The sequence below is a fragment of the Thermotoga sp. SG1 genome (assembly GCF_002865985.1).
Taxonomy (GTDB): domain Bacteria; phylum Thermotogota; class Thermotogae; order Thermotogales; family Thermotogaceae; genus Thermotoga.
The window spans coordinates 202,944-228,675 of the sequence record NZ_LNDD01000005.1 but is presented as its reverse complement, the minus strand read 5'-3'; the positions used below and the strand labels follow the sequence as shown (position 1 = coordinate 228,675).

Genomic DNA, 25,732 nt, shown 5'->3' with positions numbered 1-25,732 from the left:
ATCTACAAAATGCAACTTAATGTTAAATCCAAATGTTTTCTAGTTCATAGATACTCACCTTGAGAAAGCAAGATTCGACGTCAAGCACGTTGTAGATCCCTTCAGGATGTACTCTGAAAGAGAGGGCAATGGAGTCGTTGAAGAACACCTCCACAGAACACGAATCAACGAAAAGACGTATTTTGTCGTTCTTTCCTCGTTGAACTTCCACTTCCTTTATTACTCCTCCCGAAATGCCAGAACGTGTTGTATCAACTCTAAGAACGTCTTCTTCCACAGATATTCTAAGTTCTTCAGCAAACTCACTTCTAAGAGATAGCGAAAGATTTCCTTGGAATTTGCAACACACTTCGTAGCTGTTTTTGTCTGTGTTTATTCCGTACGTTCCAGGAGTGTTCTCTTCCAGGATCTTTCCTGCTCTGAGTGATTTCAATTCTTCGATGGGTTTTACTTTCAAATCGCTGTCCTCTAAGTACAGCTCTCTTGGTAGACTCATGACACCGTTCCATCCTTCTTTTTCGGTCGGATAAAGATCTGTCCTATGCCAGTTTTGAAGCCATCCAATAACTATTATCCTCTCCGTTCCAAAAAACGTCTGTGCAGCATAGAAGTCTGTTCCGTGGTCCAGAAAACCTCTTTTTTCAGTAATCAGCTTTCCTTCTTTCAATTCTCCAAGGGCGAAAAGAACGCTGTTTGTGCTCGTCACGGAGTAGATGAGCACATCTTTTCCACCGATGCTAACAAGATCGGGACACTCTATTTCCTTTGTACTTTCATCCTCAAAAATCACTCCTTCGTAGCTCCAGCGTACAAGGTCTTCAGAGGTGTAGAAAAGAACCATACCGATTCTCTGGTCTTTTCCGGATCCAAGAACCATTCTCCATTTGTCTCCAGCCCTGCTCACTTTTGGATCCCGGAAGGCGTGGATATTTTTCTCTGGGGGTTTCGATATTACAGGATTATTTTCGTACTCCATAAAATTCACTCCGTCCTCACTCGTTGCTATGCACTGAACTTCTTTCTCGCCTTCGTTATACTCTGGATCTCGAAAATAGGTATACACGAGCACCATTTTTCCGTCCTTTTCAATAGCACTCCCAGAAAAGACACCGTGTGTTTCATCCTTTGGATAAAGAGCAACTGGAAGGTGTCTCCAATGCACAAGATCATCACTCACAGCATGTCCCCAGCAAATGTTTCCCCATCTGGGTTTTTTCGGGTTGTACTGGTAGAACATGTGGTATTTTCCCCTCCAGTAGATCAAACCGTTTGGATCGTTCATCCAGCCTGTTATGGGAAAGAAATGGTAATTTGGCTTGAACATATTATCTCCCTCCATTGATCTCCTTCAGAACCTCGTTCACCACTTCGAGAACTTCTTTATGAACAAGGCCGTTGGAGAAGACAAAATTCTTCGAGAAAACGTTTGCTTCTTTTCCGGAAAAATCTGTCACCGTTCCTCCTGCTTCTTTCACAACTATCAGGCCTGCTGCGATGTCCCACGGATTGATCCTCCAGGTTACGAAGAAATCTACCCTTCCTGCTCCCACATAACAGGCGTTCAATGCGGCGCTTCCCAAAATCCTCACTCTTCTTGTCTTTTTCTCCATTTTCTCTATGAACTTTCCCGTGAAGTCTATGTAACTTCCCGTGGATCCTACACACTCTTCCAGACTGGTGTTTCCAGATACTCTGATCTTCTCACCGTTCAAGAAGGCCCCTCCATTTTCTTCAGCGTAGAGTGTTTCGTTGAGTGCAGGAGCATGTACGACCCCCATTTTCACTTTTCCCTTCTCCACGTATGCAATGGAAATGGAAAAGTTGGGAAGTCCATGAACGAAGTTTATCGTCCCGTCTATGGGATCTATTATCCAGAGTTTTTCCCCATTCTCCGAGATTCCCTCTTCCGCTATTATGTTCTCGTCCGAAAAAGCCCTTCTGATCTCTTCCACTATCATCTCCTGGGCCTTTTTGTCTATCTCCGTCACAATGTCTTTGAAACCGGTTTTTTTCTCCACACTGTCCACCTTTCCCCAGTGAAGCATGAGGAAATGCCCGACCCTTCTCAGGAGTTTTATCGAAAAGTCCAGTCTGTCCAATTCGATCCCTCCCTCCAAAAAAATTAACGGCTCCCTCGAAGGGAGCCCTCTGGTGGGTGCGGCAGGACTCGAACCTGCGACCTCTTCCTCGTGAGGGAAGCGCTCTCCCACTGAGCTACGCACCCATCCGTTTATGGATTTTACAACAAAATCTTCATCATGTCAAAACACCTTTTATGATCATCTCCGTTGCTTCTTCTTCTGTGAGGCCTTTCGCCATGAGGGTCTCAAGTTGCTTTGCGTTGACCCTTCCTATGGAGGCTTCATGAGTGAGTTCCGATGAGTCATTCTTCACAACAAGGACGGGAAGAGCTCTCACATCCACCGCGTCTCCTTTCGTGATCTCAAGACATTCCACGTGTCCTCTGGTGTGAGGCGCGTTTCCATAGACCTCGTTCACAACGGAAACCCTCGATCTGTCTAGTGCAACTGCGTTCGTCTTGGCAAGCCCCCTTGCACCTGCTTCATTCAGTCTTAGAATTTCTTTCACTTCCACATCGTCGTCTTCGATGGCTTTCACCTTCGTGTATAGCTCTCCAATCGAGTCTTTTTCCAGCGTGGCGTCCATGAAAACCTTCAAAGTCCCTATCCTGGTCTTCACCAGGGTAAAGGTGTTCCGGTAAACGGCACCCTCTCCCACTTTTGCTATCGATCTTGTGATCAGGTTTATAGATCCTGTTTCGCTGTGCATGTGCTCGTCGTGGTACTCCATCCAGGCTCCTTCTTCCAGTTCCACGTTCATCAACGCATCATGGGTGAAATCCTCCGTCCAGGGAAAGACGCAGTGTGCCACAAAGATCGCTTTTGCCCCCTTTTCCAGTTTTATGTTGAAGATCACCCGCTGAAGACCTTTTTTCTCAAGGTATCCCGTACACACGTGAACGGGATATTCCACCACCACACCCTCTTTTATTCTCATATCGACCTGTACACCGTTTTCTATTCTCTGTGGCGTGAGTTCCACTCCTTCAACACCGTTCAGACCTATGACCTTATCGCCGCTTATTATTATCGATGCGATTCTCCTGTCGAGGAACTTGGAAACGTCTCCTCCCGCCTTCTCATAAGCCTTGGCCAGTGCCTCAAATTCCTTTCTGTAGTCTTTGACTATCATCCGATCATCTCCTCTTGCGGCTCATTTGGATGATCACACCTGTCACAGCTGTTTTTGTAGAACTGAACAATCGTTGAGGGATCTCCTTCTTTCAGAATGGTTCCATCGCAGATGAGGAAGGCATAATCACTTTCCAAGGCGATCTCCTCTCTGTGGGTGACAAGAATCACAGAACCACCCGCACTCACAAGTTCGGAAAGGACCCTTTCTATCATCTCAAGGCTCATTATGTCTATTCCTGAATCGGGTTCATCGAGGATGGTGTACCTGGGTTTCATGAGGAGGATGCTGGCAAGTTCCACTCTCTTTCTTTCACCACCACTCAGTTTCTCATCGACGTTTCTTTCAAGATAAAGAAGAGGACTCAAACCCACTATTTCAAGCACTCTTTCAAGTTCACCCTCTGAAACCTTTCTCTTCCCACCAAGTGTCAGATAGTCTCTGATCTTTATTCCCGTGAAACGAGCGGGTTCCTGCCACATGAGGGTAATGCCCCTTCTGGCTCTCTCCGTCACGGAAAGGTTCGTTATATCCTCTCCATCAAGGAGGATCTTTCCTCTTGTGGGTCTGTATCCCTCAAGTCCCATGATGAGATACGCAAGGGTGCTCTTTCCTGCGCCGTTGGTTCCAAGAATGGAGTAAACCTTTTTCTCTTCAAAACGGGCATTTATCTCCCTCAAAATGGCCTTTCCTTCCACTTCATACCAGACATCGACGAGTTCTAACACCTTCATCACCTCAAGGAGAGTTTAGCACCAGATCACCTGTTCAGCACCAGAAGTTCCACAAATTTCCCTATAATGTAAACATAAGACAACACAGAGACAAAAACAAGGGCAGGAAGGTACATTCCAAACAGCGAAAAGACAAAGATCACAAACAGTCTGACGTCTCTTGAGGCAAAACCAGAAAGTTTTCCCACCAGCGCAGGATGCGTGCCGAACACCTTCCCAACACTGTGAAGATAGCTCACCATCAAAGATCCACTGACAGCAAGAATCGACCAGAGAAGAAGAGGAAAGGAAAGACCCCCTTCAAAATACCCGTAAATTGAAACACCGAAAACAGCGAAAATATCGACGAACCTGTCGAGCATGGTGTCGAAGAAGGCCCCCCAGTTCGAACTCATGTTTCTGGCACGGGCGATTTCTCCATCGACCCCGTCCAGAGTGGAAGAAATTTGAATGAAGATTCCCGCAAGCCACGGCATTTTGACCAGATAGAACGGAAAAGCAATCATTCCGATCAAAAAACTGACAAAGGACATCTGATTCGGTGTCACGCTCCAGTTCCTTTTCAGGATGAAGTTCGTTATTCTGGTGGAGATTCTCCTGTTCAGGAGGGAAGAGACCCACCCGTCGGTGGTCTTCCTCAACACGGTATCCCCTCCTTTATCCTTTCCATCAGTTCGTAAACCTTTTCGTTCAGATCCTCCGGCGAGTCTATCTCCGTCCACGGTGCATCCTCGAAATCGAACACCTTCACAACCATACCAAGATCGACTGCTTTTTGCAGAACTTGATACAGGGAGATCTCCTCCGACCACGAAAAGGCATCCCTGAGTCGATAGACCTTTTTCGTCATGATGAAAACACCTGTATCGAAATAGTTGTACTCATCGACTTTCTTCCCTATTCTAACGATACGACCGTTTTCATCGACGAGTACTTTACTTGCTTCCTGAGGGTCTATCAGATCTTTTCTTTTGCTCACACCCAGTTTTATGTGAAATTCATCCTCATCGAAAGCGTTCTTCAGTGCCTCCGGTGGAAAAATCGAGTCACCACAGGAGAGGAAAAACCTCTCGCTCTTCACATGTGGTTCGCTCAGAAAGAAGGAATAGGCGTTCCCAAGTTCAACCCTGCTGTTTTCTATCACAACACCTTCCACACCGAGATCTTTCAGAACCTTCTTGCCGTAATCTTCGTATCCCTCAGGCACAATCATCACGAACCTCTCGACACCGTTTTTCATCAGAGAGATCATCGGATATTTCACCAGTTCACAGCCAACAAATCTATAGAAAACCTTGGGAATCTCTCTGGTGAGAGTTCTAAGTCTTTTTCCCACACCCGATGCCAGTACAACCGCTTCTTTCACCACATCACCTCCATGAAAGAGAAAGAGGGGCAAAAGCCCCTCACAGCCATTTTGGTTTCAATCCTGCCCAGATCCTCATCTTCTCGTACGCGATGATCCTCGGTATGTTCTTCTCTTCAAACGGGCCGGGGTTCTTCATGTAGAAGGCGTTCACAGGGTATACTGTTCCGTACTCTTTCCTATCGAGAGCGATTTTTCCGAGTCTTACAAGATCAACAAGGAGTCCTCCGAGGGCCGGACTGTCGTTGATCCTTCCGTTTATCATGAGCTCATCGGTTACACCGTTGAAACTAACGTACTCGATGTGGATGGCTATAAATTTCTTGTCACCGAGAGGTTCCAGGTATCCAGTCGGCTTTATGTAGTGCGGTGCATCGTAACCGAGGATATCCTTCACGATACTGGATTTTGTGAACTCTTTACTCTTGTTCTTTCCTTCATCGGTGAGCGCAAGAAAGTCCATGTTTCCACCTATGTTGAACTGTGCAACGTCCTTAACGTATCTGTTCCTCTGAGCAAGATGGCTCAAGACGTCCGCTGTGAACGGAGTTGCACCCGTTGCTCCATCGTCTCCAAAGACCACAAGGTTGTTCTCTTTTGCGAGTTCGACAAAAGCCGGATCGTTCGCTATGTAAGTCGGTATCACGTTCACAAAGGCTGCTCCACCTCGCTTTTTCGCATACAACGCTGCCGCGTAGGCGTACACCTGTGTGGCCGTGAGCCTTTCTTTATCGTTGTTTTCTATGGCCTTGAGCAGTTCTTCCTTGTTTCCGAAGGGCTTGAACGCTTCGGTGGTACAGGTGTTCACTATCACGTCAGGATCGAGTTTTGACCACTCATCGACGAGTCTTTCAACGGCTTCTTTCAGAGGCATGCTGTCTTCGAGTCCTTCTGCTTCAATGGGAAGGTTCTTCACACTTCCAAGGTGTACTCCCATGGAAACGACAGGATCATCGGACAGAGAACCCGTGTCTTTCCAGTATTGTCTGACCACCTCACTCAGTTTCTTTCCGATCTTTGCCCTGTCTACGTCGTAGCTTCCCACGATTTTGATATCTTTGAAATCGATCGGAAGCTCTCTTGCAAGCGGCACACCGTAAGGCTCGATCTCTCCCTTCTTGAGTCTTTCAAGACCTGCAACGAAGGTGCTGGCAACGTAGCCCTGACCAAGAATCAGGACTTTGATCATGTGCCCTCACCTCCTGTCCAGTTTTTTCATCGATGAGTTATTTCGGGAAAGGAATTATGGCGGAGGAAGTTTAGAATGACAGCCAATTTCATTATATCACGTTTTTACAATCATATATTTCTATTGCTTTTCATTGAAGTTAAAAATCTGAGGCGTGTGGTGTTTACTTTTCTTGTGAATACAGTAACAACATGGTGTATTCCCTTGACTTTTGTCGAAAAATAGTGAAAAATATAACGTGAAAAGGTTCACGATATTGGAGGAAAACAACCGATGACAATCCGGGTTTGTATGGGAAGTTCCTGTCATCTGAAAGGTTCCTACCGGGTAGTTGAAAAACTCAAAGAACTTCAGAAAAGGTATAACTTCAAACTCTACGGTTCTCTCTGCTTTGGAAGGTGTTCTCAGGGGATCTGCGTTGAAATAGACGGGCGTTTGTTCACAGGGGTGTCCCCTGAAAACGTGGAGGAACTGGTAAAGAAGGTGCTTCAGAGTGCCTGATCTCATATTTTCAAAAGAAACGGATTGCAGGTACTGTTACAAGTGTCTGAGAAACTGCCCTGTCAAGGCGGTCTCTTTCAAATCAGGTAAATCCACCGTGGTGGTGGAAGAGTGCATATTCTGTGGAACGTGCCTTGAGGTCTGTCCCCAGAGTGCAAGAAGTTACAGAAAAGACACGGAGAAACTGTTGAATCTTCAAAGACCGTTTCTTGTCTCCATCGCACCCTCGTTTTTTGCCTACTTCGAAAATCCATTGAAGGTGATCGGATCTCTCAAAAAGATGGGAGCCATGGTCGTTCAGGAAACGGCCGTTGGGGCAGAAATCGTCTCAAGAAGATACACCGAGGTCTTTGAAAAAAACGACGGTCCCGTTGTGACAACAGCGTGCCCTGTGGTCGTAAACCTTGCAGAAAAACACTTCCCGCATGTTCTGAAGTATCTGACACCGATTGATTCCCCCCTCATGGCCCACGCAAAGTTTCTGAAAAAGCGCTATGGAGACTTTCCCGTCGTCTTCGTGGGACCGTGTATAGCAAAGAAAGAAGAGAGCAGCCTTGTGGATATCGCCCTCACGTTCGAAGAACTCGAAGAAATCATTGATGATATGAAAGCAGAAGAGGTATTTCCCGATCCCCCGTATCCGAACAGGGCAAGATTTTTCCCGACAACTGATGGAATCAACTACACCGTCTCTATCCCCTGGGAAAAGAAGATGGTGGTGGAAGGGGTAGAAAACCTGATGAGAGTCTTTTCACGAATCGACGAGTACAGAAATGTTTTCATCGAAGCATCTGCCTGCTATGGAAGCTGTCTGAACGGTCCTGTGATGAGAAAAAAGGCTGCAGGGAAAGACAGAATTCCCGAGTGGCAAAAGAGACTTCCAAAAGAGCCAAAAGTAGATTCCTTCGAGATAGAGACATTCAGATCCTTCAGAAACAGATCAAAAAGTGTGGACGTTTCCGAAGAGGAAGTCAGAAAAGTTCTTGTGTCGATCGGAAAAGACGATCCAAAAAAGGAACTGAACTGTGGTGCCTGCGGGTACGATTCGTGTCGTGATAAAGCGAAAGCAGTCGTCCTTGGAAAGGCAGAGAAGGAAATGTGCTTTGTGTACCTTCTGGATCTGGTTAAGTCATCCAGTTATAGGGTTGTCGAGGAGTCTCCCAACGCTGTCTTCGTTCTTAAAGAAGGAAAGGTGATCTACAGAAACAAACTGGCCGGGGATCTCTCAGAAAATGACCCAGAAATACTCACAAAAGCGATGAAGATGGTGGGGAACACACTGGTACTTGATGAAAGAAGGTACTTCTTCGTGAAGAGGTTTTCACTCGAGGAAGGAGAAGAGGTCCTCATGCTTGTGGATGTCACCCAGGAGAAGTTGAAAGAAGACGAACTGAACAGACTGAAACAGGAGACACTCAGAAAGGTCGAGGAGATGCTCAACAAACAGATGAGAATCGCTCAGGAAATAGCCGGTATTCTCGGTGAATCGATTGCAGAGACGAAGAGCAGTTTTCTGGAACTGAAGATGTTCATGGAGGGAAAGAATGCTGACCTGTGATGTGTTTTTCGCCTCGAAGAACAAAAAGGGTGAGGAAGTCTGTGGAGACTCGATCAGGGTAAAAAAAGAGAGCGAAAAAGTCGTGGTCAGCATCTCCGACGGGCTTGGAAGCGGTATAAAGGCGAGCATTCTTTCAACCCTCACCTCAACGATTGCAACAACCATGCTGGCGAACGGTCTTACTGTGACAGATGTTTTCAGAACGATTCTCGCCACACTTCCTGTTTGCAGGGTGAGGAGAATCAGTTACTCCAACCTGTGCTCCGTGGTGTGTGATTTCAAGAACGAAATCTGTACCGTGGTGGAGTACGAGTTTCCCGTGGTGATGCTCTTCAGAGAAAACAGGCGGATTCATCCAGAAAAAAAGAGTCTTGACATAGAGGGAAGACGAGTCTCCATCTGGGAATTTCATCCTGAGAAAGGAATGATGCTTTTTCTGGCAACAGATGGACTCTCACAGGCAGGAATGGGAACGGAACTTTTTCCTCTGGGTTTTGGTGTTGAAAACATCGAGAGTGAAATAAAACACCTTCTCAGAAATCACGTTTCCCCTGCAGATATCGTCAGACACTTTGTGAGACTTGCAGAGAAACTGGACAGAGATGTGAAGGGAGACGACACACTCGTTGCCTGTTTGAACTTCCGTGAAAAACGGATACTGAACCTGTTCGTTGGGCCACCTGAGAGGAAGGAAAAAGATGAAGAGTACGTGAAAAAATTCCTGAGTCTTCCCGGGAAAAAGATCGTGTGTGGTGGTACCACGGGCCAGATATTTGAAAGAGTCACTGGAAAGAAAGTGGAGATAGATCTTTACACGTTCTCAGAGAATTCTCCACCTGTTGGATACATGGAGGGAATCGATCTTCTGACGGAAGGGATCGTCACGCTGACTCAGGTGTTCAGATACCTCGAGGGACAATCCGAAGAGATGGGATACGGAGCGAAATTCATTGTGGAAAACCTTCTGGAGGCTGATGAGATCAACTTCTTCGTTGGAAGGGCTATAAACCCGGCACATCAAAATCCACTGTTCAGTCACGATATATCCCTGAAGTTCAGACTGGTGAAGGATATTGCTCACATCCTTCAGGAAATGGGAAAAATAGTGAACGTCCAATACTGTTAGGAGGTGTTGGAGTTGGAAAGGCGCTTCGAAAAGGTTGAAGAGATCCTGAGAAAACATGGTTACAAAAGAGAGAACCTGATAAAGATTCTCCTCGAAATCCAGGAACTCTACAGATACCTCCCCGAAGACGTGATCAACTACGTGAGTACGGCGATGGGAATTCCTCCCGCGAAGATCTACGGAGTGGCAACGTTCTATGCACAGTTCTCTCTCAAACCGAAGGGAAAGTACGCGATCATGGTGTGCGATGGAACGGCCTGTCACATGGCGGGCTCTCCGGAAGTTTTGAAGGCCATAAAAGAGGAAACTGGGCTCACACCCGGAAACGTCACAGAGGATCTCATGTTCAGTCTGGATCAGGTTGGCTGTCTTGGTGCCTGTGCTCTTGCACCTGTTATGGTGATCAACGATGAGGTCTACGGAAATTTGACGGCAGAAAAGGTGAAAGAAATCCTCAGAAAAATAAAAGAGAAAGAGAGGGAGAGCGCCAATGTTTAAAAACGTGAAGGAATTTATCGAATATGCAAACAAACTGAAAGATCTCAGGGAAAAGAAATTGAGCGGTACTTCTGTGTACGTATGTGTTGGGACAGGATGTACCGCCAAGGGTGCTCTCAGGGTCTACAATACCTTCAAAAAAGAACTAGAAAAGAGAGATCTCCTTGGAAAAGTGACCCTCGAGAGGATCGACGATGACAAGGTCACATTGAACAGAACAGGATGCTGCGGAAGGTGTTCTTCTGGACCCCTTGTAAAGATCATGCCTTACAGGTTCTTCTACTCCAACGTGACGCCGGAAGATGTTCCAGAGATCGTGGAAAAGACGATCCTCAAAGGAGAGCCGATCGAAAGACTGTTTTTGATAGATCCCATCACAGGAGAGAAAGTGCCGAGAATAGAAGATACAACACTCTTCAAAAATCAGGATTTCTACATAATGGAGGCTATTGGAGAGTCTGAATGTGACACCATAGAAGATTACATCGCACGTGGTGGATACGAATCCCTTGTGAAGGCCCTTACATCTATGACGCCGGAAGAGATCATAGAAACTGTAAAAGCCTCTGGCCTTCGAGGAAGAGGTGGTGGAGGATTTCCAACGGGTCTCAAGTGGGAGTACACAAGAAAAGCACAAGAAAGCACGAAGTTCGTTGTTTGTAACGGTGATGAAGGAGATCCCGGAGCGTTCATGAACAGGACTCTTCTGGAGAGGGATCCGCATCTTGTTCTGGAAGGGATGATCATAGCCGGGTATGCAGTCGGTGCTCAGAAAGGATACGCGTACATCAGAGCCGAATACCCGTTCGCAGTCAGGATGTTCAAAAAGGCCATAGAAGACGCGAAGAAGATGGGACTACTCGGTGAAAACATCCTCGGAACGGGCTTTTCTTTCGATGTGGAAGTGAAAGAGGGAGCCGGTGCATTCGTGTGCGGTGAGGAAACGGCACTTCTTGCCTCCATCGAAGGAAAAAGAGGTATGCCAAGGCCAAAGCCACCATTTCCCGCCCAGTCTGGTCTCTGGGGAAAACCCACCCTCATCAACAACGTGGAAACGTACGCGAACGTTCCAAGAATACTGAGAGACGGTGTGGAAAACTACAGAAAACGAGGAACAGAGAATTCTCCTGGAACCAAAATGTTCTCCGTTGCAGGTCCCCTGAAAGCCACTGGAATCATCGAGGTCGAGTTCGGGACCACTCTGAGAGAGATCATCTACGACATTTGTGGTGGTTTCGTTGAGGGTGAAGAGTTCAAAGCCGTTCAAATAGGAGGACCATCCGGAGCGTGTCTCTCTGAAGACTTCCTGGACATGCCTCTGGATTACGACACGCTGAAGAAGGCAGATGCGATGGTGGGATCCGGTGGAATCGTCGTGATCACGAGGAAAACCTGTATGGTGGAAGTGGCAAGGTTCTTCCTTGACTTCACAAAAAGAGAATCCTGTGGAAAGTGTGTTCCATGCAGAGAAGGTACTATGCAAGCGTATAACATACTCGAGAAGTTCATACACGGGAAGGCCACTTACGAAGACCTTGAAACACTCGAACATCTTTCAAAGACGATAAGAACGGCTTCTCTCTGTGGCCTTGGAAAGACTGCGCCCAACCCCATACTGAGCACTTTGAGACTCTTTAAAGACGAATACATCGCCCACATCGAAGGAGAGTGTCCCAGCGGAATGTGCACGGCGTTCAAAAAGTACGTCATCAATCCTGAGATCTGTAAAGGATGTGGTCTGTGTGCAAGATCCTGTCCACAGAACGCCATAACGGGAGAGCGCGGAAAACCGTACATGATAGATCAGGAAAAGTGTGTCAAATGTGGTGTCTGCGCCAGCAAGTGTCCTTTCAGGGCCATTGAACTTGTATGAGGAGGGGAAAGGATGAAAGTCTTCGTTGACGGAAGAGAGATAAACATAAACGACAACGAGAGAAATCTCCTTGAAGCACTGAGAAACGTAGGTATAGAGATACCGAACCTGTGTTATCTGTCGGAAGCCTCCATCTACGGAGCATGCAGAATGTGTCTTGTGGAGGTCGAAGGACAGATCACCACCTCCTGTACACTCAAACCGTACGAAGGAATGAGAGTTAAGACGAACACGCCGGAAATATACGAAATGAGAAGAAACATCCTCGAACTCATTCTTGCGACCCACAACAGGGACTGCACCACCTGTGACAGAAACGGAAGTTGTAAACTACAAAAATACGCAGAAGATTTTGGCATCAGAAAGATAAGATTCGAACCTCTCAAAAAAGAACACGTGAGAGATGAATCCTCTCCCATTGTGAGAGACACCTCCAAGTGTATCCTCTGCGGTGACTGTGTGCGTGTCTGTGAGGAAGTTCAGGGAGTGGGAGTCATCGAATTTGCAAAACGAGGTTTCGAAAGCGTTGTAACAACAGCGTTCAACACACCCCTTGCGGAAACGGAATGTGTCTTCTGTGGTCAGTGTGTTGCCTACTGTCCAACGGGGGCACTGAGCATCAGAAACGAAATAGACAGACTCATAGAAGCCCTCGAGAGTGACAAAATGGTGATAGGAATGATCGCACCTGCTGTCAGGGCGGCCATTCAGGAAGAGTTCGGAATAGATGAAGACGTTGCGATGGCGGAAAAAATCGTTTCATTTCTGAAAACGATCGGCTTCGACAAAGTGTTCGACGTTTCGTTCGGAGCAGACCTTGTCGCATACGAGGAGGCACACGAATTCTACGAAAGGCTCAAAAACGGTGAGAGACTTCCACAGTTCACTTCCTGTTGTCCCGCTTGGGTGAAGTACGCTGAGCACAACTATCCTCAGTATCTTTCGAACCTCTCGAGTGTGAAATCACCTCAGCAGGCACTCGGTACCGTGATAAAGAAGATCTACTCAAAGAAACTTGGTGTTCCTGAAGAAAAGATATTCCTTGTCTCGTTCATGCCGTGTACCGCAAAGAAATTCGAAGCAGAAAGAGAAGAGCACAAAGGAATCGTCGATCTTGTCCTTACCACAAGGGAACTCTCGCAGCTTATCAAGATGAGCAGAATCGACATCAGCAAAGTAGAACCACAACCCTTCGACAGACCCTACGGTGTGTCTTCTCAGGCAGGACTTGGTTTCGGAAAAGCAGGGGGTGTTTTCTCCTGCGTGCTCTCTGTTCTGAACGAAGAAATAGGGATAGAGAAAATGGACATTCAGGTTCCAGAAGAAGGTGTCAGACTAGCAGAGATTACACTCAAAGATGGAACATCTTTCAAAGGAGCGATCATCTACGGACTTGGAAAAGTGAAAAAAGTTTTGAAGGAAAGGAACGACCTGTCTATAGTGGAAGTGATGGCATGTAACTACGGATGTGTGGGTGGTGGAGGACAGCCTTATCCGAACGACTCCAGGATCAGACAGCACAGGGCAAAGGTTCTGAGAGACACGATGGGAATAAAATCTCTTCTCACTCCCGTGGAGAACCTCTTCCTCATGAAACTCTACGAGGAAGATCTAAAAGATAAACACACAAGACACGAAATTCTCCACACAACGTACCGTCCAAGAAGAAGGTATCCAGAAAAAGACGTAGAAATACTTCCCGTTCCGTCTGGAGAAAAAAGAACTGTGAAGGTTTGCCTTGGAACCTCCTGCTATACGAAGGGATCCTACGAAATTCTGAAAAAACTCGTCGACTACGTCAAAGAAAACGACATGGAAGGAAAGATAGAAATTCTTGGAACGTTCTGTGTAGAGAACTGTGGAGCTTCCCCGAACGTGGTCGTGGATGGTAGAATTCTAAGTGAAGCCACCTTTGAGAAAGTGTTGGAGGAGCTATCGAAAAATGGGTGAGATGATCCATCTTCCTAGAGCTACATTTGAAAGATTGAAGATGTACAGGAAGGTACTGGAGTCCGTAAAAAAGCCCTTCATATCCTCTGATGAAATAGCAAAGTTTCTCGAGATAAACCCTGAACTTGTGAGAAAAGACCTCTCTTATTTGAAGTGTCAGGGAAAACCAAGGGTTGGCTACGATGTGGAAGAACTCAGAAAAGAACTCAACGACCTCTTTGGTGTGAACAACACAACGAACATGATCATCGTGGGAGCAAATGATCTGGCAAGGGCTCTCGTGAACCAAGATTTCTCAAAAGTCGGCGTAAAGGTCGTTGCAGTGTTAGACGTTGAAAGTGGCAACGTGGGAAAGTTTATCGGAGAGTTTGCAGTGAGAGAAATGGATGTACTCGAAAGAGTAATCAAGAGGTTTAACGTAGAAATTGCAGCATTGTGCGTTTCAAAAGAAAAAGCGAAAAATACAGCCACCTTACTTGTTGAAAAAGGAATAAAAGCCATCTGGAACTTCACGGGTGTTCATCTTGACCTTCCTTCATATGTTACCGTGGTGGACGAAGACCTCACAAGATCCCTCCTGACGATAAAACACCTTTTGAAATAAAAAAATCCTCTGAACACTTACAAGAGGGGGGCAACCCCCTCTTCAATGGTATAATTTCTTTGATAATGTTCATCAACATTTCATAAACGTTATTAAAAAGGAGGTTTCAGACATGAGAAGCATTTCTTCCAAAGTTCTGGCACTCGGTGTGGTGGTTGTACTGGCTTTCTTTGTGACACAGTACATCCTCATGAACACAACCGTTTACAACTCCATCATGGAAAGAAAAAAAGAAGAGGCCAAAAACCTGGTTGAAACGGTCTACGGAATACTGGAGAAAGCCTATGAGATGGAACAAAAGGGTGAACTCACAAGAGAGCAGGCACAAGAGCTGGCAAAATCTTTGATAGGAAAGATCAGGTACGACGACAACAACTACTTCTGGATCAACGACACCCACCCCAGAATGGTGTTTCACCCGATCAAACCAGAGATGAACGGTCAGGATCTGAGTGACTACAAAGATCCAAACGGCGTGTACCTTTTCAACGAAATGGTGAAGATAACAAAAGAAAAAGGCGAAGGCTTTGTCGAATATTCCTGGCCAAAGGCTGGAAGTGACAAACCTGAGCCCAAGGTTTCTTACGTGAAACTCTTCAAGCCATGGAACTGGATTGTGGGAACAGGAATATACGTGGACGATGTGAAAAAGATCGTCGGAAATCTTGTCTTCAGAAACGCTTTGATTGTTGGTGTTATAGGACTTGGTGTGATAGTAACCGTTTTCTTCTATGGAAGAGTTCTTTCCAGAAAGACGAAAACGATTCTTTCCGCCCTTGAGAAGGTATCCAGTGGAGATCTTTCTGTGTCCGTTGATATAAAATCAAAAGACGAGTTTGGCACTATTTCACAGAAGTTGAATGAAACGCTCGAGAATCTGAGAAAGATCATCTCGGAGATAGACAAATCCCAGGATGAAGTGGAAAGAGTTTCTGAAGAACTCTTTGCTCTATCACAGCAACTCCGCGGTGCCCTTGAAGAGATCGCAAGAGCGTCTGAGACGATCAGCCGGGAAGTTCAGAACGCTTCTGCTTCCATAGAAGAAGTTACGTCCGGCTCCGAAGAAGTCGCCGCCAATTCTCAGAACATATCCAAACTCATCCAGGAGATTTCAGAGAGTGCAGAAAACATATCGGACTTCGCAAAGAACGGTCAGAAAATCCTCGAGGAAGCGGTCAGAAAAGTAGAAGGCGTTTCGGAGAACTCAAGAAACACCGCTGAAGTTGTTCTCAAGGTCACAGAGAGTGCAAGAAACATAGAAGAGATTGTAAGAACGATCCAGAACATAGCAGAACAGACGAATCTTCTTGCCCTCAACGCCGCTATAGAAGCCGCAAGAGCCGGGGAAGCAGGAAGAGGCTTTGCAGTGGTTGCCGATGAAATCAGAAAGCTTGCGGAAGAGAGCCAGAAAGCTACTGAAGAGATCAGCCAGATCCTTGAAAACATCAGAGACGGTGTGGAAAGAACGAACGAGATGTCAAAAGAAAACGTTGAAATCACAAAAGATGCAAGAAAACTGGTGGAAGAATCCTACGAAAACTTCAACCAGATCGTGTCCAGAATAGAAGACCTTGCCGCAAGGATCGAAGGAATCGCTGCGAGCGCTCAGGAACTCAGCGCCGCATCCGAAGAGATGAGCAGTGCTCTCGATGCAGTAGCCAAGACAACCACAACGGTTGCCGACGAGATAGAAGAGGTTTCTACCAGCATCACAGAACAAGAGAAAGCTGCAAAGAGGATAGCAGATGTTGGAACAGAACTCAAGAATCTTTCGGATGAATTGAAGAAAGATGTGGAAAGGTTTAAGATTTAACATTAAGAAATATCTAGGTAGGGTGAAACTGTATTGTGATTTTTGTAACTATATTGACACAAAGAAAAAGATTCGTTATAATTCGATGTGGATCATAACTAAAAAGTGAATAGTTGGGGTTCAGAGAAAAAGAGACCCCCCAGCATGTATCCGGTTTATGGATACTGTTGGGGGGTTAAATATTTACAATAAGGGAGGATTGAGAAAATGTCCGTGTACCTGGCTGAATTCCTTGGCACAATGTTACTCATCATCCTAGGAGATGGTGTGGTTGCAAACGTAGTTTTGAAAAAGTCAAAAGGGTACAACTCAGGATGGATAGTTATCACAACAGGTTGGGGTCTAGCAGTTGCTATGGCAGTTTACCTCGTTGGAAGGATCAGTGGAGCTCATATTAACCCTGCCGTAACCATTGGATTGGCTTCCATCGGTCAATTTCCCTGGTCAAAGGTACCTGGTTATGTCTTTTCACAAATCTCTGGAGCTTTTGTAGGTGCAATTATAGTATACCTCACCTACCTTCCTCACTGGAAAGAAACAGACGATCCAGATGCAAAATTGGCCGTCTTTTGCACAGGACCTGCTGTCAGAAAGTATGGTGCCAACCTTCTGACAGAAATTGTTGGAACGATGGTGTTGCTCATGGGAGTTCTTGGAATAGGAGCCAACAAACTTGCAGATGGCTTGAATCCGTTGCTTGTGGGCTTTCTCGTTTGGAGTATTGGACTTTCCCTGGGAGGACCAACAGGTTACGCCATAAATCCTGCAAGGGATTTCGGTCCACGATTGGCTCATGCCGTTCTCCCTATCCCTGGAAAAAGGGATTCAGACTGGGGTTATTCATGGATTCCAATAATAGGTCCTATTATTGGGGGAATTCTTGGTGCATCCCTTTATAACTGGTTGTTCTAAATTTATCACAAAAGGAGGGGTTTTCATGAAATACGTTCTTTCTCTCGATCAGGGTACAACGAGTTCCAGGGCGATCGTCTTCGATGAGAAGGGAAACGTGATCTCCAGGGTAAACAAGGAGTTCAAACAGATCTATCCAAAACCTGGATGGGTGGAGCACGATCCCATGGAGATATGGAAGTCTCAGATCGAAGTTGCAAAAAGAGCGATCGAAGAAGCAGGAGTCAAACCTGAAGAGATAGCTGCCATAGGGATCACAAATCAAAGGGAAACAACCATCGTCTGGGACAAAAACACAGGAAAGCCAGTCTACAACGCCATCGTATGGCAATGTAGAAGAACTGCTCCTATCTGTGACGAACTCAAAGAAAAAGGGTATTCAGAATTCATCCGTGAAAGAACGGGCCTTGTCATCGACGCTTATTTCTCTGGAACAAAGATCAAGTGGATTCTCGACAACGTTGAAGGAGTAAGAGAAAAAGCAGAAAAAGGAGAAGTACTCTTTGGAACGGTCGACACCTGGCTCATCTGGAACCTCACGGGTGGAAAGGTGCACGTTACTGATTACTCGAACGCCTCCAGAACGATGATTTTCAACATCCACAAACTCGACTGGGACGATGAAATCCTGGAACTTTTGAATATACCAAGGGCAATGCTTCCACAGGCGATGCCATCGAGTCACGTGTACGGTCGTACGACAAAAGAACTATTTGGAACAGAGATACCGATTGCTGGGGATGCTGGCGATCAGCAGGCGGCTTTATTTGGTCAAGCCTGTTTCCAGCCGGGTATGCTCAAAAACACCTATGGAACCGGATGTTTCCTACTCATGAATACCGGAGAAAAGGCCTTTGAATCCAGATCCGGCCTTCTCACAACAGTTGCCTGGGGATTGAACAACAAAGTCTACTACGCACTCGAAGGCAGTATCTTCATCACAGGAGCAGCTGTTCAGTGGCTCAGAGATGGTCTTAAGATCATCTCAAATGCAGCAGAAACAGAAGAACTCGCCACAAAGGTGCCGGACAACGGTGGTGTGTACTTTGTTCCAGCGTTCGTGGGTCTTGGCGCACCGTATTGGGACATGTACGCACGTGGCTTGATCATAGGTCTTACCAGAGGAACCACAAAAGAACATATAGTGAGAGCTGTCCTTGAATCGATCACCTATCAGACAAGAGATGTTGTGGAAGTCATGGAAAAAGAAAGCAACATGAAGGTTGAAACACTCCGCGTCGATGGTGGTGCTGTCGTGAACAACTTTTTGATGCAGTTCCAGTCGGACATTCTGGGAGTTCCTGTAGAAAGACCAGTGGTGAACGAAACGACAGCACTCGGTGCGGCGTATCTGGCAGGACTCGCTGTCGGATACTGGAAGGATCAGGAAGAGATATCGAAATTATGGCAGCTGGATAGAAGGTTTGAACCATCCATGGATCCTGAAGAGAGAGAGAGGTTGTACTCAAAATGGAAAGAAGCTGTGTCGAGGTCTCTTGGATGGGAAAAGCAGTGAATCTGTACCCCGTGATTCCAGCCATCAGGACAGAAAAAGACATCGAAGAGGCTCTGGCTTCACCTTCCACCCTGGTATTTCTACTGACAGGAAACGTGGTGAACATCGAAGAGATGGTTTATAAACTCAAAAAAGAAAACAAGGAAGTTTTCGTCCACATCGATCTTGTGAAGGGACTGTCGTTTGATAAATGTTCACTCGAATTTCTCAAAGACGTAGTAGGTGCTGATGGAATCATTTCTACACACATTTCACTATTAAAAGCGGCCAGGAAACTTGGATTGAAAATCATTCAGAGAGTATTTCTGGTGGATTCTGGAGCCCTGGAAAGCGGCTTGGTTCAGGCAAAAGACCTGGAGCCGGATTTTCTGGAGATACTGCCAGGCATCATTCCAGAAATCATCGAGGAAATATCCAATCGATACTCTGGAAATATCATCGCAGGAGGTCTGGTGAGGAAAAAAGAACAGATCTTTGCCGCTTTGAAAGCCGGAGCAAAAGCCATTTCAACGAGTTGCAAAGATCTCTGGAAAATTCTATAATACATGGTGGAAAGAGAAGAAGAGAGAGCCATATCCCACAGGGGTGGGGTATGGCTTTTTTTATTATTTAAGGAGGTGTTCGACTTGAAGGCAATCGTCATTGGTGCAGGTGTGTTTGGATCTCTCATCGCGAGAGAACTGACGAAGTACGATCTTGAAGTGACGCTCATAGAGAAAAATTTAGATGTAGGATGGGGTGTGACCAAGGCAAACTCCGCCGTTGTCCACGCAGGATACGACGATCCTCCAGGAAGTGTTCGAGCACAGTTCTGTGCGAGAGGAAACGCCATGTACGAGAAACTCTCGAAAGAACTGGATTTTGAGTTCAAAAGAACCGGTTCTTTCGTGCTGGCGTTCAACGATGAAGAGTTGAAAGAACTCGAACGCCTGCTCAAGCAAGGTGAGGAAAACGGTGTTCCAGGGCTGACCATTCTTGAAAAAAACGAGATCTTTTCGATGGAGCCCAATCTCAATCCGGAGATCAGATATGCTCTCTATGCACCAACGGCTGGTATCACAGAACCCTGGATGGTCGCCATCTCGGCCGTGGAAAACGCCCTTCAAAATGGTTTGAAACTCGTTCTAGGTGAACAGGTTCTGGGTTTTGTGAAGATGAACGGCCGTATAAAGAAAGTGATCACCGACAAACACGAGTACGAGGCAGACATCGTGATAAATTGTGCGGGGCTTCATGCAGACGAGATAGCGAAAATGGCAGGAGCAGAGTACGTTCCTCTACATCCCAGAAAGGGAGAGTACATTCTTCTTGACAAAAAACTTCAAGGACTTGTGAAAAGAGTGATATTCCCAACACCCACGAAGATTTCGAAGGGAATCCTCGTTCTTCCCACAGTCGATGGAGGAATCCTCCTTGGCCCAACTGCCGAGGATCTTCCAGAGAACATGAAAGACAGGCCTCTTACTACCAAGGAAGGCCTTGAGAAGGTGCGGGAGTTCACAAAGAAACTCGTACCGTCTCTTGATTTTTCGCTTGTTGTGAAAACTTTCTCCGGTCTCAGACCGGAAAGTCCTCAGAAGGATTTCTTCATAAAGAAAAGTGAAACGGTGGAAAACTTCGTGAACGTCATGGCCACAAGATCTCCAGGACTCACAGCAGCGCCCGCCGTGGCGGAATACGTGGTCGAGGAACTCATCCAGGAAAGGATGAGGATTCCACTCATCAAAAAGAAAGATTTCAATCCGCTGAGGGAAGGAATAAAACACTATTCATCCTTGCCCATCGAGGAATGGAAAAAAGAGATAGAAAAAGATCCACGTGCAGGAAGACTGGTCTGCTTCTGCAACGAGGTAACGGAGAAAGAGATCGTAGAAGCGATCAGAAGGGGTGCAAGAACACTCGATGGAGTCAAATTCAGAACAAGAGCGATGTTTGGAAGGTGTCAAGGAGGATTCTGTATGGCAAAAATTCTAAAAATCCTCGAGCGAGAACTCAACACGGACATGTCCGAAATCAGGATGAAATCGAAAAACAGCTGGGTTGTGAACGGGAAGGTGAGAGAATGAAGGTGGACGTGATGGTGATAGGAGCCGGTGCGGCTGGAATGGCAGCAGCTTTGAAAGCAAAAGAAGAAGGAGCAGAAGTTCTTCTTGTCGAGCGAGACGAAAGAACAGGGGGCATACTGAACCAGTGTATTCACAACGGTTTTGGTCTTCACTACTTCAGACAGGAACTGACGGGACCCGAGTACGCCGAAAGATTCCAGGAAAGAATGGAAAAGATGGGGATAAAGACTCTGGTGAACGCCTACGTAAAACAGGTTGATGACAGAGAGGTGATTCTGGTCACAGAAGGAGGAATTGAAAAAGTAGAGGTCGGTGCTCTGGTGTACACAACGGGAGCACGGGAGAGACCTTTCGGCAGTCTCATGATCCCTGGAGACAGACCATCCGGCATCTTCACAGCAGGAGTTGCACAAAGACTCATAAACATCGAAAACCGGCTTCCCGGAAAGCGTGCTCTCATATTGGGTTCAGGTGACATCGGTCTCATCATGGCAAGAAGGCTCACCCTCGAAGGAATGGAAGTGGTGGGAGTGGTGGAGCGTCTTCCCTACACCGGGGGACTTCTCAGAAACGTGATTCAGTGTCTCGAAGACTATAACATACCACTGTATCTTTCCAGTACTGTGGTCGAAGTGAGGGGAAAGGAGAGACTGGAAGAGGTTGTCGTCGCAAAAGTCGACGAGAACTTCAAACCAGTTCCAGGAACCGAAAGAGTCTTCAAAGTCGATACACTGGTACTGTCTGTTGGGCTCATTCCACAAGTGGAGTTGATAGAAAACCTCGTGGTCAAAAATCTCACTTCGAAGGGAATTGGGGTATCGAACATAGGTCAAAGTTCAAAAGAATGGATATTCTCAGCAGGGAACTGCACCGTGATTTTTGATCTTGTTGACTACGTGAGTTACGAAGGAGAAATGGCAGGACGATACGCTGCAAAGTTTGTAAAAGGAGAAGTTCCCCAGGAGAAAATACCTGTAAAGCTTGGAAAGAACGTGATGGTGGTTCATCCCATCTGGTACACACCCGCTGAACCCCTCACACTCTATCTGAGAGTGAAGAAACCCATGGAAAAGGGAAGACTCACCGTGGGAAGGTTCGAGAAAGAGTTTGAAGATCTTGTGCCGAGTGAGATGTTGAGGGTAAAGATCCCAGATAGAGATCTTGAAGGCTTCGATGAGATCGTTGTGTCCGTAGAGGAGGTGGAATGAAATGCTGAAGAACGTCGTTTGTGTTCAGTGCCCGGTTGGGTGTAAAATTAAGGTGGAACTAAATGAAGAGGGTCATATAAAATCGATCATTGGTAACAGATGTCCCAGAGGGGTAGAATACGCAAAAGACGAAATCAGAGATCCAAAGAGGGTAGTTCCAACCAGCATAAGAGTGCTCAACGGAGAGCTACCACTTGCGTCGGTCAAAACCGACAGACCGATTCCAAAAAGATTCATCCCAGAGTTGATGAAGATCGTCAGGGAGATAAAGGTGGAAGCACCCGTGAAGTCTGGAGATATCGTTCTGAAAGACCTTTTTGGAACAGGAGCGAATCTGGTTGTAACAAGAACTGTGAGGAGGTTGGAAAATGGATCCAAAAAAGTTCAAGAGGATAGCTCTTGTTGGAGCAACGGTTAACCCGAGGAAATACGGTAACGTGATTCTCAAGGATTTGATCTCCAAAGGATTCGAAGTTTTGCCGGTGAACCCCAAATACGACGAGATAGAAGGCTTCAAAACTCACAAGAGTGTGGAAGAACTTCCCAAAGATGTGGACGTGATAGTCTTTGTTGTACCACCAGAAGTGGCCCTCAAAGAAACAGAAAAGGCCTACAAGGCAGGTTTCAGGAAGTTTTGGTACCAACCTGGAGCGTTTTCCAGAGAAATTGAAGAGTTCTTGAACACTCTGAATGATGTGGAGTATTCAGCTGAAAAATGTATCATGGTTGAAACTTCATCTTCCAAAGGCTTCTTGAACTTGTAGAGATCGCACTAACGTGTTTGAGAATTTCCCTGGCTTCTTTCTCTGTTTCAACAAGCCCGGCGGCGATCACAGTCCTGCCGGGTATTTTCTTTGCCACCTTCGGTGCCGCAAGTCCCGGAAGAATCTCCACCACATCCACTCCAAGGGATTCGATCTGTTCGATTCCCCTCTCAACTGCCTTCGAATCGAGTGCGAAGAATCTGAGAACAGCGGAGATGTTGTTTTTCTTCGCGGCAAGGTAGTTTTTTGGCTTTATCGTGATGATTCCATCGGCACCGGTTTTTTTGACAAATAAAACGGCTTCTTCACCTTCTCCCAAGCCACTCACAAAGTCCATGTCAACGAAGACTGTTTTTCCCTTATCTTTGAGAATCTTCAGGTGGAACTTCAGGTTCAAAATATCGCTCTTGAGAAGAAAAACAACGTTCGGATCTATCTCCCCAAGAGATTCCATATCCCAGATCGCAGCTATTATTCCTTTGAACATTCAAGAGTCCTCCTCCAAACGTTGTAGAGTTCCATTATCTCCTCAATGGTGAGCTGTTCTGCCCTTCTTGAAAGGTCCATTCCTTCAAAAATGGAAAGGAACGGCTTGAGATTGTTTTTGAGAGTCTTTCTTTTCTTTGAGAATATCATTGAAACAAATTTTTTGAACCTCTCAAAGTCCAGATCCACATCCTTTCTTTTCATTTCGATGACCACCGAATCCACCTCTGGATTTGGAACAAAATAGGATCTTGGAACATCGAAGAGTTTTCTTACTTCGTAGAATGTCTGAACCATCACAGAAAGATATCCATAAGACTTTCTTCCTGGTTTTGAGAGAATTCTTTCTCCAACTTCTTTTTGGACCATCAGGATGGCTCTTTTGAATCTCCACTCTATGATCTTTTCTATTATGAGGCCTGTTACACTGTACGGTATGTTGGAAACACAAATGGCCCCATCTGGTACATCTTTTGCTTTGAGAAAATCCTCGAATCTCAGCTCCACATTTGGGTACTTTGAAAGCCTCTCTTGAAGAATCGGTGCAAGACTTTCATCTATTTCGTAAGCGATCACCCTTGCACCTGTTTTTGCGAGTTCTTCTGTGAGCGTACCTGCACCCGCTCCTATCTCCACAACAACATCATCTGGTTTCAAACCTGCTTCCTTCACAATGCGCTTTGCTATTCGATCGTCTGAGAGAAACACCTGACCAAGATGCTTTTTGAGTCTTATACCGTATTTTTTCAGGTAATCGGATGTCTTCAAACCACATCCCTCGCCATCACTCTGAAGTTTATCTCCGGAAATATCGCATCCACCCACTCGTAGTATTCAAGAACCTTTTTGTTTATATTTCCGCTGGTGAGCTGGTCATATAGATCGAAGAATCTCTTTATGTGGAGTTTTGTTCTGTTCTCTGCGTATTCAACGCTTGTTCTCGTTGTCATGATGAAAGCCCAGTCACTGGACTGCGCCAGAAAAAGCTCTCTGAGCATCTGGTTGAGTACTCTCTCTGTGAGAGGATCGGAACTGTCGTAGTATTTTCTGGCAAGCTCTACCATTCTTTCTATCATTTCGTGAAGGTGTCGGTAGATCCAATCGTTCGTTCCATTGAGCCAGGTTTCGTAATATCCACCAGCTCCCCAACTGGAATCGGCAGGAGTGACGATTTGAACCTCCTCGAGTGTATCTATGACTTCCGAAGCGGTGACCAACTTCAAAGTCCTGGATTCGTTCACAAGCTCAAAGAACCTCTTCAAAAAGTAAACACCTTCGAACCACCAGTGACCAAATAGCTCTGCATCAAACGGCGCTACGATCACGGGTTCTACTCCCATCACATCCATTAATCTTTTCGCCTGATCTTCCTTTTTGTGAAGAAAGTCTCTTGCGTGTTCTTCAACCGCTTCCATGGCTGCATCTATGTCGTAGTAATCTTTTTTCGATGCATCCAGACTCTTCGATGTGATCCTGTGGTATTTTATCCCTGTGTTCACCCTCACTCCAGAAGGATCTATGTAATCTTTTATGTACTCCATTTCTCTGTCAAATCCGATGTCTCTGTAAAACTCTCTGTACCTTGGATCTCCGGGATATCCGACCATGGCACTCCACACTTGCTCGCTCGACTCGGGATCTCTGGCGAAGACGAACACACCACTCGGTGTCATGACAGGACGGTAGACCCCGTATCTTGGCTGTTCATCAGCGAACCAGAACGCGTGTGAATCAACGAAGAAGTACTCTATGTTGTTCTGGGCAAGGTAGAGATCCAGTCCTTGATAGTATCCACATTCAGCAAGCCAGATCCCCCTGGGGTGTTTTTCCATGTGTTTTTCATAGTTCTTCACACCAACTGCGATTTGAGCGTTTACAACCTCCGGATACATCTGATAGAGAGGCAAAAACGCGTGAGTTGCGTTGCAGGTAACGATCTCGAGCTTTCCTGTTTCCTGGTATTTCTTGAAGCCATTCAAAATGTTCCCATCGTAAGACAGAAAGACGTTCAGCACTTTTTCGAAATGCTCTCGATAGAACTTTGCCATCTTGTGTTTCAGAGGATGTTCGGATTTTGTCCTCTCCACTTCTTTATCTGCAAGTTCGATGAGCTTTTCCATGTGTTTTTTGTATTTTTCCTGAAGGTCTCTGGAAGAGAGCATTTCCATCAGTGGAGGAGTTATGGACATGGTGAGTCGGAAGTCAGCTATCTCATCGAACATCATCAGAAGTGGTATGTAAGTTTCCGTTATGGCTTCGAACAACCATCTTTCCTCTAGAAAGTGATCGTACTCTGGATGGTGAACATACGGAAGATGAGCATGTAAAAAGATGAGTATTTTTCCACGCATACGA

Annotated in this window: 25 protein-coding genes and 1 tRNA gene; 15 read left to right on the top strand and 11 right to left on the bottom strand. The window is 46.0% G+C overall.

Features of this window, described 5'->3' with window-relative positions; translation table 11 throughout:
- Window positions 1-22: 22 nt before the first annotated feature.
- From AS006_RS08850 to AS006_RS08815, 8 genes are all read right to left on the bottom strand, one after another.
- Window positions 23-1,324: a glycoside hydrolase family 32 protein gene (locus AS006_RS08850; protein ID WP_101513980.1), complete on the bottom strand. Its 1,302-nt coding sequence runs from the start codon at window positions 1,322-1,324 to the stop codon at window positions 23-25.
- Window position 1,325: 1 nt separating this feature from the next.
- Entirely contained in the window at window positions 1,326-2,099 is a 774-nt protein-coding gene (gene suhB / locus AS006_RS08845; protein WP_101513979.1) for a bifunctional fructose-1,6-bisphosphatase/inositol-1-monophosphatase, read from the bottom strand.
- Window positions 2,100-2,149: 50 nt separating this feature from the next.
- A tRNA-Val gene (locus tag AS006_RS08840) sits at window positions 2,150-2,224 on the bottom strand.
- Between the two features lie 32 nt (window positions 2,225-2,256).
- Window positions 2,257-3,213, bottom strand: coding sequence for a SufD family Fe-S cluster assembly protein (locus AS006_RS08835; protein WP_101513978.1), 957 nt, complete (start codon window positions 3,211-3,213; stop codon window positions 2,257-2,259).
- Complete coding sequence (locus AS006_RS08830; RefSeq protein ID WP_199167558.1) at window positions 3,210-3,941, bottom strand: ABC transporter ATP-binding protein; 732 nt, start codon at window positions 3,939-3,941, stop codon at window positions 3,210-3,212. Before AS006_RS08830 ends, AS006_RS08835 begins: the two co-directional genes overlap by 4 nt.
- Window positions 3,942-3,973: 32 nt before the next feature.
- Window positions 3,974-4,591, bottom strand: a complete 618-nt coding sequence (locus AS006_RS08825; RefSeq protein WP_101513976.1) for a CDP-alcohol phosphatidyltransferase family protein — start codon at window positions 4,589-4,591, stop codon at window positions 3,974-3,976.
- The gene (locus tag AS006_RS08820) at window positions 4,585-5,313 is read right to left on the bottom strand and encodes a sugar phosphate nucleotidyltransferase (RefSeq protein ID WP_101513975.1); all 729 of its coding nucleotides are present in this window, start codon (window positions 5,311-5,313) and stop codon (window positions 4,585-4,587) included. Before AS006_RS08820 ends, AS006_RS08825 begins: the two co-directional genes overlap by 7 nt.
- A 40-nt stretch (window positions 5,314-5,353) precedes the next feature.
- Window positions 5,354-6,502 carry an inositol-3-phosphate synthase gene (locus AS006_RS08815; protein WP_101513974.1) on the bottom strand — a complete coding sequence of 383 codons (1,149 nt, stop codon included), beginning with the start codon at window positions 6,500-6,502 and terminating at the stop codon, window positions 5,354-5,356.
- Between the two features lie 273 nt (window positions 6,503-6,775).
- On the opposite strand from AS006_RS08815, the gene AS006_RS08810 reads away from it, so the two are divergent.
- From AS006_RS08810 to AS006_RS08740, 15 genes are all read left to right on the top strand, one after another.
- The gene (locus AS006_RS08810; RefSeq protein WP_101513973.1) at window positions 6,776-7,003 is read left to right on the top strand and encodes a (2Fe-2S) ferredoxin domain-containing protein; all 228 of its coding nucleotides are present in this window, start codon (window positions 6,776-6,778) and stop codon (window positions 7,001-7,003) included.
- Window positions 6,996-8,561, top strand: a complete 1,566-nt coding sequence (locus AS006_RS08805; protein ID WP_101513972.1) for a [Fe-Fe] hydrogenase large subunit C-terminal domain-containing protein — start codon at window positions 6,996-6,998, stop codon at window positions 8,559-8,561. The genes AS006_RS08810 and AS006_RS08805 overlap by 8 nt, the downstream gene beginning before the upstream one ends.
- Window positions 8,548-9,687, top strand: coding sequence for a SpoIIE family protein phosphatase (locus AS006_RS08800; RefSeq protein ID WP_101513971.1), 1,140 nt, complete (start codon window positions 8,548-8,550; stop codon window positions 9,685-9,687). Before AS006_RS08805 ends, AS006_RS08800 begins: the two co-directional genes overlap by 14 nt.
- Window positions 9,688-9,699: 12 nt before the next feature.
- Complete coding sequence (nuoE, locus tag AS006_RS08795) at window positions 9,700-10,185, top strand: NADH-quinone oxidoreductase subunit NuoE (protein WP_199167556.1); 486 nt, start codon at window positions 9,700-9,702, stop codon at window positions 10,183-10,185.
- The gene (locus tag AS006_RS08790; protein ID WP_101513969.1) at window positions 10,178-12,058 is read left to right on the top strand and encodes an NADH-ubiquinone oxidoreductase-F iron-sulfur binding region domain-containing protein; all 1,881 of its coding nucleotides are present in this window, start codon (window positions 10,178-10,180) and stop codon (window positions 12,056-12,058) included. Before nuoE ends, AS006_RS08790 begins: the two co-directional genes overlap by 8 nt.
- Window positions 12,059-12,070: 12 nt before the next feature.
- Window positions 12,071-14,008, top strand: coding sequence for a [Fe-Fe] hydrogenase large subunit C-terminal domain-containing protein (locus AS006_RS08785; RefSeq protein ID WP_101513968.1), 1,938 nt, complete (start codon window positions 12,071-12,073; stop codon window positions 14,006-14,008).
- A complete protein-coding gene (locus AS006_RS08780; RefSeq protein ID WP_101513967.1) occupies window positions 14,001-14,612 on the top strand; it encodes a redox-sensing transcriptional repressor Rex in 612 nt (203 codons plus the stop codon). Before AS006_RS08785 ends, AS006_RS08780 begins: the two co-directional genes overlap by 8 nt.
- A 112-nt stretch (window positions 14,613-14,724) precedes the next feature.
- Window positions 14,725-16,425 carry a methyl-accepting chemotaxis protein gene (locus AS006_RS08775; RefSeq protein ID WP_101513966.1) on the top strand — a complete coding sequence of 567 codons (1,701 nt, stop codon included), beginning with the start codon at window positions 14,725-14,727 and terminating at the stop codon, window positions 16,423-16,425.
- A gap of 207 nt (window positions 16,426-16,632) precedes the next feature.
- Window positions 16,633-17,337 (top strand): MIP/aquaporin family protein, encoded by a 705-nt coding sequence (locus tag AS006_RS08770; protein ID WP_041844280.1) that lies wholly within the window; start codon window positions 16,633-16,635, stop codon window positions 17,335-17,337.
- 25 nt (window positions 17,338-17,362) lie between these two features.
- Window positions 17,363-18,853, top strand: coding sequence for a glycerol kinase GlpK (gene glpK / locus AS006_RS08765; protein ID WP_101513965.1), 1,491 nt, complete (start codon window positions 17,363-17,365; stop codon window positions 18,851-18,853).
- Entirely contained in the window at window positions 18,838-19,395 is a 558-nt protein-coding gene (locus AS006_RS08760) for a glycerol-3-phosphate responsive antiterminator (RefSeq protein WP_233185709.1), read from the top strand. Before glpK ends, AS006_RS08760 begins: the two co-directional genes overlap by 16 nt.
- Window positions 19,396-19,479: 84 nt before the next feature.
- On the top strand, window positions 19,480-20,919 hold the full coding sequence (locus AS006_RS08755; RefSeq protein WP_101513963.1) for an NAD(P)/FAD-dependent oxidoreductase: 1,440 nt from the start codon (window positions 19,480-19,482) through the stop codon (window positions 20,917-20,919).
- Window positions 20,916-22,127: an NAD(P)/FAD-dependent oxidoreductase gene (locus AS006_RS08750; protein WP_101513962.1), complete on the top strand. Its 1,212-nt coding sequence runs from the start codon at window positions 20,916-20,918 to the stop codon at window positions 22,125-22,127. The genes AS006_RS08755 and AS006_RS08750 overlap by 4 nt, the downstream gene beginning before the upstream one ends.
- Window position 22,128: 1 nt before the next feature.
- Window positions 22,129-22,545, top strand: a complete 417-nt coding sequence (locus tag AS006_RS08745; protein ID WP_101513961.1) for a DUF1667 domain-containing protein — start codon at window positions 22,129-22,131, stop codon at window positions 22,543-22,545.
- The gene (locus AS006_RS08740) at window positions 22,496-22,891 is read left to right on the top strand and encodes a CoA-binding protein (RefSeq protein WP_101513960.1); all 396 of its coding nucleotides are present in this window, start codon (window positions 22,496-22,498) and stop codon (window positions 22,889-22,891) included. Before AS006_RS08745 ends, AS006_RS08740 begins: the two co-directional genes overlap by 50 nt.
- Here AS006_RS08740 and AS006_RS08735 read toward each other — a convergent pair.
- Genes AS006_RS08735 through AS006_RS08725 form a run of 3 tightly spaced genes read right to left on the bottom strand, consistent with a single transcriptional unit; the run spans window position 22,848 to window position 25,728 of the window.
- Entirely contained in the window at window positions 22,848-23,378 is a 531-nt protein-coding gene (locus AS006_RS08735) for a glycerol-3-phosphate responsive antiterminator (protein ID WP_101513959.1), read from the bottom strand. The genes AS006_RS08740 and AS006_RS08735 overlap by 44 nt on opposite strands.
- Window positions 23,363-24,145, bottom strand: coding sequence for a 16S rRNA (adenine(1518)-N(6)/adenine(1519)-N(6))-dimethyltransferase RsmA (gene rsmA / locus AS006_RS08730; protein ID WP_199167554.1), 783 nt, complete (start codon window positions 24,143-24,145; stop codon window positions 23,363-23,365). The genes AS006_RS08735 and rsmA overlap by 16 nt, the downstream gene beginning before the upstream one ends.
- Window positions 24,142-25,728: a glycoside hydrolase family 57 protein gene (locus AS006_RS08725; protein WP_101513957.1), complete on the bottom strand. Its 1,587-nt coding sequence runs from the start codon at window positions 25,726-25,728 to the stop codon at window positions 24,142-24,144. The genes rsmA and AS006_RS08725 overlap by 4 nt, the downstream gene beginning before the upstream one ends.
- Between the last annotated feature and the right edge of the window lie 4 nt (window positions 25,729-25,732).